We start from the raw sequence: 6,585 nt of genomic DNA on the forward strand, positions 1-6,585 counted from the left end.
ACAGGCCTGTGGTGATGTCGGCCTTGGCCGTATGCCGGAACCGGAAGAGCTGGCTCAACAGGTCACCGAATATTTTCACAAGGCCCAGCGTACAATTGCAGAAAAATTTGGCATGCTGGCCGGTAAACAGGTCACCATTACTGCTGGCCCGACGCGTGAAGCGATTGATCCGGTACGTTATATTTCTAACCACAGTACCGGGAAAATGGGCTTTGCACTGGCTGCAGCCTGTTATGCAGCAGGAGCAAACGTGACCTTGATCGCAGGCCCTGTCAGTCTGGATACGCCGAATGGGGTCAAACGTAAAAATGTTTCCTCTGCGGTGCAAATGCTGAATGAGAGTATGCAGATGCTAGAGCAGGGCTGTGATATTTTTATTGCGACTGCAGCAGTGGCTGATTATCGTGTTGCGCAGGTGGCCGAGCATAAAATTAAAAAAGCCGGTGATGAGCTGAATGTCGCACTGGTGAAAAACCCGGATATTGTGGCTACGATTGCCCAGCAGGAAAAGCGCCCATTTATGGTCGGCTTTGCCGCAGAAACCCGTAATATTGAAGAATATGCCGCGGGGAAACTGGTTGCGAAAAAGCTGGATATGATTGCCTGTAATGATGTTTCACGCGCAGATATCGGTTTTGCTTCAGATGAAAATGCCATGACCGTGTTTTTTGCCGAGCACTATCATCTGGACAAGCGTGATCTGGACAAAGCTTCCAAACAGGAAATCGCACAACAGCTGGTAGAGGCGATTCATACTGCCTTACATCATAATCCTGCTGTAGAAGAAGATTTTTAATAGCATATTCATAGGATCGATTAACACTTCGTCTGCTAAACATCCCTGAGTTGATCAGGGATTTTTTATGTAAATTTTTAGCATAGGTTTAACTTTAAAAATGGCGTAATTTAAGTTAAATAGATTAACTATAACTTAAGGTTATAGACCAAGGATGGATATATCCGTGGCGCAGCAAAAGTATAGAATAGATCACAGAATAATCTGAAGATAAAAAGTGTGACACAGATAAAATGCAGTTGGAAGGAATCACAAAGAGGGCGATATGAAAAAAATCATGATGGGATTTATGATCGCCTGTCTGGCAGGATGCAGCTATTTTATATCGACTGAGGAACTGGCCCGCAATATTCAGGGACAAATGCAGCGTGAATTTAATGCCAATCCCGATTATCAGGATTATCATTTAAAAGTGCTGCAGGTAAAAATTGTCCAGCGTACCGGCAATGGCTTTCAGGCCATTTCACAGTTGAGCTATCAGGGGCATGAGTATCCGATCGAGGTGCAGATTGCCAAGGCTGGTGGAGGCTACAACTGGTCCATTGAAAAAGATGCTTTTACTTTTATTGATGAGATTGAGATTGAAAAATATCGTCAGCAACTGGATCGGGAGCTGGCACAGCTGGCGGCGTCCCTAGAGCCTGTTAATGAAGCGACTACTCTTGAATCGGGGACGAACTCTTATCCGGCGGTAGAAGCGGTATTACATTCAGCCTCTGATAATGTAGAGCCGATTCCGGTAGGCAATATCACCGCTTATAGCCAATAGTTGGCTGGATGCTAAAAAAGCACCGGGGGCGGTGCTTTGTATTTTTAGGCTTCGACCTGATGCGCTTGTACATAGTCTTCAGTACGCTGCATCGCTTCCTGAATATTGACCAGCGCCGTTTCTACATCTTTCAGGGTTTTGGCATTGCCGCCGCTTAACGCCTGACGCCATTTACGTGCACCTGGCAGATTTTGGAACAGGCCTAGAATATGACGGCTAATAATCGATAAAGGTGCGCCTTCAGCCATACGCCGGGCAATATAAGGCAACATCTCTTGCATGATGTCAAAACGATCTGGCGCTTCCAGATTCCACAATTGGCCAAGTTCAGCCAGCAGATAAGGATTATGGTAGGCTTCGCGGCCAATCATGACCCCATCCACATGCTTGAGGTGTTCAAGTGTTTCGGCGTAGGTTTTAATCCCGCCATTAATTTCGATGGTGAGGTCTGGACGGTCCTGCTTCAGACGGTAGACATCTTCATAACGCAGCGGAGGCACTTCGCGGTTTTCTTTGGGAGAAAGTCCTTGTAACAAAGCAATCCGTGCATGCACAATAAAGTTGTTACAACCAGTTTTCGCCACGGTATCAACAAAATGCAGCATTTCTTCATAAGACTGCATATGATCAATACCAATGCGGTGTTTGACACTCACAGGGATCTCAACAGCATTACGCATTGCATCAATACATTCAGCCACCAGATCAGACTCTGCCATTAAACAAGCACCAATTTTATTATTCTGTACCCGGTCACTTGGGCAGCCGACATTCAGGTTGACTTCGTTATAGCCCCAATCCTGTGCCATTTTGGTACAGGTGGCCAAATCTTTAGGGTTAGAGCCACCCAGTTGTAATATGATCGGATGTTCTTCCTGATTAAAATCCAGATGGCGTTTGCTATCTCCATGAATGATGGCACCTGTAGTGACCATTTCTGTGTATAGAATGACATTTGGATTAAACAGACGCGCAAAGAAACGGTAATCTTTGGTGGTCCAATCCATCATCGGGGCAACGCTGATTCGCGGAGATTGAGTGTTTTCAATGTTTTTGTTAATAGTCATTAAAAATCATACCTTTAATCTATGTTTCTCAACCTGCGAGAATCTGTTTCAACCTATGTTTAGGTGGGCTAATCGGTTTGCATTTACACCAAATTTTACACCATAATCAAAAAAACAGGTCATGGTGTAAATTATGGGGTCAATTACAGCAAGGAAAGGTGCAGATGGTAAAGTTAACTATCGTGCTGCGATTCGAATCAATCGAAAGGGCTTTCCTACTTTCTCTGAAAGTAAAACATTTCATTCAAAGAAGTTAGCTGAAAACTGGGTTAAGAAACGAGAAGTCGAAATTCAAGAAAATCCTGATATTTTGCTTGGCAAAGAAAAACTCATTGATCTGACCTTAGCAGATGCCATAGATAAATATTTGGATGAAGTCGGGAGCGAGTACGGAAGGACGAAACGCTATTCTCTGCTCTTAATTAAGAAGCTACCAATTGCGCGCAATATTATCACAAAAATAAAATCAGTACATTTGGCCGAGCATGTTGTTTTAAGGAAAGGAGGAGTCCCTCATCTCGAACTTGAGCCTATAGCGACTAGTACGCAGCAACATGAGCTTTTACATATCCGTGGTGTGCTTTCTCATGCTGCTGTTATGTGGGAAATGGATATTGATTTAAATGGCTTTGATAAGGCTACCGCTCAGTTAAGAAAAACACGTCAAATTTCCTCAAGTCAAAAAAGAGATCGACTCCCTTCAACGGATGAATTGATTGCATTAACGAAATATTTTACAGAACGATGGAAGCTAAACCGTTACGGTTCTAAGTATCCAATGCATTTGATTATGTGGTTTGCTATTTTCTCTTGCAGACGTGAAGCTGAATTAACACGATTATTTCTTCGAGATTATGATTCACATCATTCTACATGGAAAGTGCATGATCTAAAAAATCCAAATGGCTCCAAAGGTAATCATAAATCATTTGATGTCCTTGATCCTTGTAAGGAAATGATTAAAAGATTAAAGCAGTCAGAAGTTCGTGAACGGATGTTGAAGCTTGGGCATGATGAAAACTTACTATTACCATTGAATCCTAAAAGCTTGGGTAAAGAGTTCAGAGAAGCATGTCGAATGTTGTGTATTGATGATTTACGCTTTCATGATTTGAGACATGAAGGCTGTACACGCTTAGCAGAACAGAGTTTTACTATTCCTGAGATTCAGAAGGTGAGTCTGCATGACTCTTGGAGCAGTTTACAGCGTTATGTGTCAGTGAAGGCGAGAAGGGATGTTATGCAGTTAGAAGAGGTACTACGCCTCATCGATGAAACGTAGCATAATCTTTAGAAGCTTCTGAATACTTACTGTCTAAAATATCTGCCAGATCTTTAATGTGCACCAAAAAAGGTGCACGTTTACTTTGATCTATTTTAAACACTGAGAAAGGGAATTCTTGATTATTCGCCTTTCTCAGTGCTTCAGCTTTACTAAGATGGGGGTAATAGTCGGAAACTATTGTCATCAGTTCAACGGTCATAGAGCGATATTTCATAAAGAGGTAGTCAGCAGTGGTAAGCTGAAATATTCCCATTATTAAATTTTCAACCCTATTTGACAAATTTTGAGTACAAAATCTCAAGAGAAGTCTGTAATCCATCTACTCTATATAATGCATCTGTACCTATAAGATAGCTTTTTAGACATCTGATCCGTTCTCTGTAATTTGGATTTTTCTTACTAAAACGGTTGTTAGCAAGAAACCCATTTAAGCATCCAGAATCATAGTTAAAGTAATAGCAGCTATTTGATTCAACAGTATTTTTTATACATTGAAAGAAGCTTAAGTCTGTAAACCCTGATGGTTCATCAATGTAATCTTTCTGCAAGATCACGATATAGCGCAGGTTCATTCGCTTGTTTAAACAAGGTTCTTTCTTTAACAAAATGGCTAAACATTTATCAGGCTCGATCTGACTCAGCTGAGTTTTTAGTTCATTACTGATAAATTTTTCTAACTCATTAAGATATATAGTATTATTTTGATCCGTATCATAATTAAGGCAGAACTCATGGAGCTCAGAACCAGAAGAGCTTCTTTCAATATTTCGAAATATTGTATCCAATTCTTGCTTTGAGTCTTCAAAAGGCTTAGACCATTCGATAAGGCTCTTAGTAAATTCAATAGTTTGTATGCGATATTGGAAATGCTCAGATAAATAAGATACAGCAAGTGGATTTATGGTAGCAGTTTGATTTTGCTGAATTAAGCCATGTTCATAAGCTAGATTACCTAAGTTTGCATTATATGGATTCAGGCTAATATTTGACATATTGCCATTAAACCATGGTGCATTATTCAGCCAAGGAATTGTCTGTATTGCTTGCATAATAGCGACATTGGAGCCTTTAAGGGCTTTTTCAATGCTTTTAGTAGATGCTTTTCCAATAAGTGATGCTGCTTGATAAAAATCAGATGGACTTGGATGTGGTAGAGCTAATCGCGCACCAGTGCTACAAAAATATGCAGTATGAGCTACTGAAAGATCTTTCTTAGTCAACATTAGAAATCCCCCTTATCTTTGCTATTCAACAAAGTTGTGTTACCAGCTTTTCTTGGACGACCAGCATTAGAGCGTCGTTGAGGTGGTTGACTAATTTGAATTGTTCTAACGCTATTTAGTTTGTTAAACATGAAGTACTGTTCCTTTTTACAGAAATATTGAACACAATCATCTAACGCTTTTTGCTTTGCGGTATCTGTGTGGTCAATCATTCCTATACATAGAGTTTTGTATTTGTCTTTTGCCATGTGGCAGTTATAGGTGCAGCCCTGATCGTTCGTAAGCTTTTTCCAGTACTTGGTAATTTCATGTGCAAAATACCCATCACTTTGATGTAAATTGCCATCCATAAAAAACAGAGCATGGACGTGAAAACCTTTTTTCAACCCATGTTCAAACTTCAAAATATAACCCTTGATTTGGTTCAATATTTTGTTGTGCCTTCTATTCCTTAGTAACTGTGCAATCAATTCTTTTAAAGATTGCAAGGCATCTTCAGAATGAAAAGGGTGTTGTAGTTCATTTGGGCAATAAGGGGTTAAGTTCTCTAAAGGTGGCTTAAAGGCAAAATCAACACGTATAACCAAAAGTTTACTGAATTTGGCAAAGCATTGGTTTATCGCTTTACGACAAGACTTTAAGTTTTGTTTAGCCTTTTCCTCACGTTTTCGGATAACATTTTTTACTATAGTGTTACCCATTTGCTCACGAATCAGTTGAACGAATTGATTTAATAAATCTGCTCTTGGTTGTATATGTACAAGAGGTTGGGAATTTGGTTGTTCAAATAACCCAATCAGATCTAATTCGGTATTTAAAAGTTCTTTTGCTTTGAAGAAACATAATATTTCTTCACAGACTATAAAGTCTTTCAGGTAACTAAGATCAATGCCTGTAATATCATCAAAGACAGGCACAAATGGTCTTATCCACTGAGCGTAGTAAAAGAAGCCCTTAAATACGTTGAAATCATCGGGTTCAACTTTGGCTGCAAATTCGCTTTGCGTTTAAACATTCCCTGACGAATGACACTATATTGAGCATACATTTCAATCGGTGGTCACGATATAAAATGGTCTGTTCAATCTCTGATGATGGCAGAAGTTCAAATGCACCATCGCTAATGAGAGGATAAACAATCACAGGTGTCTGAGGTTTGTAAGATTTAAGAGGCATGAGTGTACCCCTTAGCTTTATAGCAGTTAAATCTATACTGATTAATAATCAGTAGTGTTTTGTATAACACTACTGGAATTGGTATATACAAACTACCCAGATGATAATTAGTATGCTTATTGGGATAATATATACTTAATAGTAACCCGAATCCTGTTTAAGCCAACCATTCGATTACTCGAATGGTTGGCTTATTTCGGTGGCTCAATTGATATGCGCACAATGAAGCATAAATCCCTCCTAGAAATCCACAAACACTACGTGCTCTA

The 6,585-nt window shown here is 40.0% G+C and carries 7 protein-coding genes and 1 pseudogene; 3 read left to right on the top strand and 5 right to left on the bottom strand.

Going from position 1 to position 6,585, the window contains the following annotated elements; genetic code table 11:
* Both coaBC and E2K52_RS12860 read left to right on the top strand, forming a co-directional pair.
* On the top strand, positions 1–796 hold a 796-nt coding region (gene coaBC, locus E2K52_RS12855; protein ID WP_151205453.1), incomplete at its 5' end, for a bifunctional phosphopantothenoylcysteine decarboxylase/phosphopantothenate--cysteine ligase CoaBC.
* Between the two features lie 265 nt (positions 797–1,061).
* Positions 1,062–1,565: a hypothetical protein gene (locus E2K52_RS12860; protein ID WP_151205454.1), complete on the top strand. Its 504-nt coding sequence runs from the start codon at positions 1,062–1,064 to the stop codon at positions 1,563–1,565.
* 44 nt (positions 1,566–1,609) lie between these two features.
* Here the strand turns inward: E2K52_RS12860 and dusA are convergent, their stop codons facing one another.
* Positions 1,610–2,632 carry a tRNA dihydrouridine(20/20a) synthase DusA gene (dusA, locus tag E2K52_RS12865; protein WP_151205455.1) on the bottom strand — a complete coding sequence of 341 codons (1,023 nt, stop codon included), beginning with the start codon at positions 2,630–2,632 and terminating at the stop codon, positions 1,610–1,612.
* A 133-nt stretch (positions 2,633–2,765) separates the two neighbouring features.
* Between dusA and E2K52_RS12870 the strand changes: the two genes are divergently transcribed.
* Positions 2,766–3,914: a tyrosine-type recombinase/integrase gene (locus E2K52_RS12870; protein WP_151205456.1), complete on the top strand. Its 1,149-nt coding sequence runs from the start codon at positions 2,766–2,768 to the stop codon at positions 3,912–3,914.
* Here the strand turns inward: E2K52_RS12870 and E2K52_RS12875 are convergent.
* The 4 genes and pseudogenes from E2K52_RS12875 to E2K52_RS15485 all read right to left on the bottom strand — a co-directional run.
* Positions 3,898–4,170, bottom strand: a complete 273-nt coding sequence (locus E2K52_RS12875) for a pyocin activator PrtN family protein (protein ID WP_053579574.1) — start codon at positions 4,168–4,170, stop codon at positions 3,898–3,900. The genes E2K52_RS12870 and E2K52_RS12875 overlap by 17 nt on opposite strands.
* A gap of 16 nt (positions 4,171–4,186) precedes the next feature.
* Positions 4,187–5,140: a hypothetical protein gene (locus E2K52_RS12880; RefSeq protein ID WP_151205457.1), complete on the bottom strand. Its 954-nt coding sequence runs from the start codon at positions 5,138–5,140 to the stop codon at positions 4,187–4,189.
* The gene (locus tag E2K52_RS12885) at positions 5,140–6,057 is read right to left on the bottom strand and encodes an inovirus-type Gp2 protein (protein WP_151205458.1); all 918 of its coding nucleotides are present in this window, start codon (positions 6,055–6,057) and stop codon (positions 5,140–5,142) included. The genes E2K52_RS12880 and E2K52_RS12885 overlap by 1 nt, the downstream gene beginning before the upstream one ends.
* A gap of 416 nt (positions 6,058–6,473) precedes the next feature.
* Positions 6,474–6,585, bottom strand: a pseudogene (locus E2K52_RS15485) (IS982 family transposase); the annotation flags it as partial.

The organism is Acinetobacter sp. RF14B (genome assembly GCF_006864105.1).
Lineage (GTDB): Bacteria > Pseudomonadota > Gammaproteobacteria > Pseudomonadales > Moraxellaceae > Acinetobacter > Acinetobacter lwoffii_C.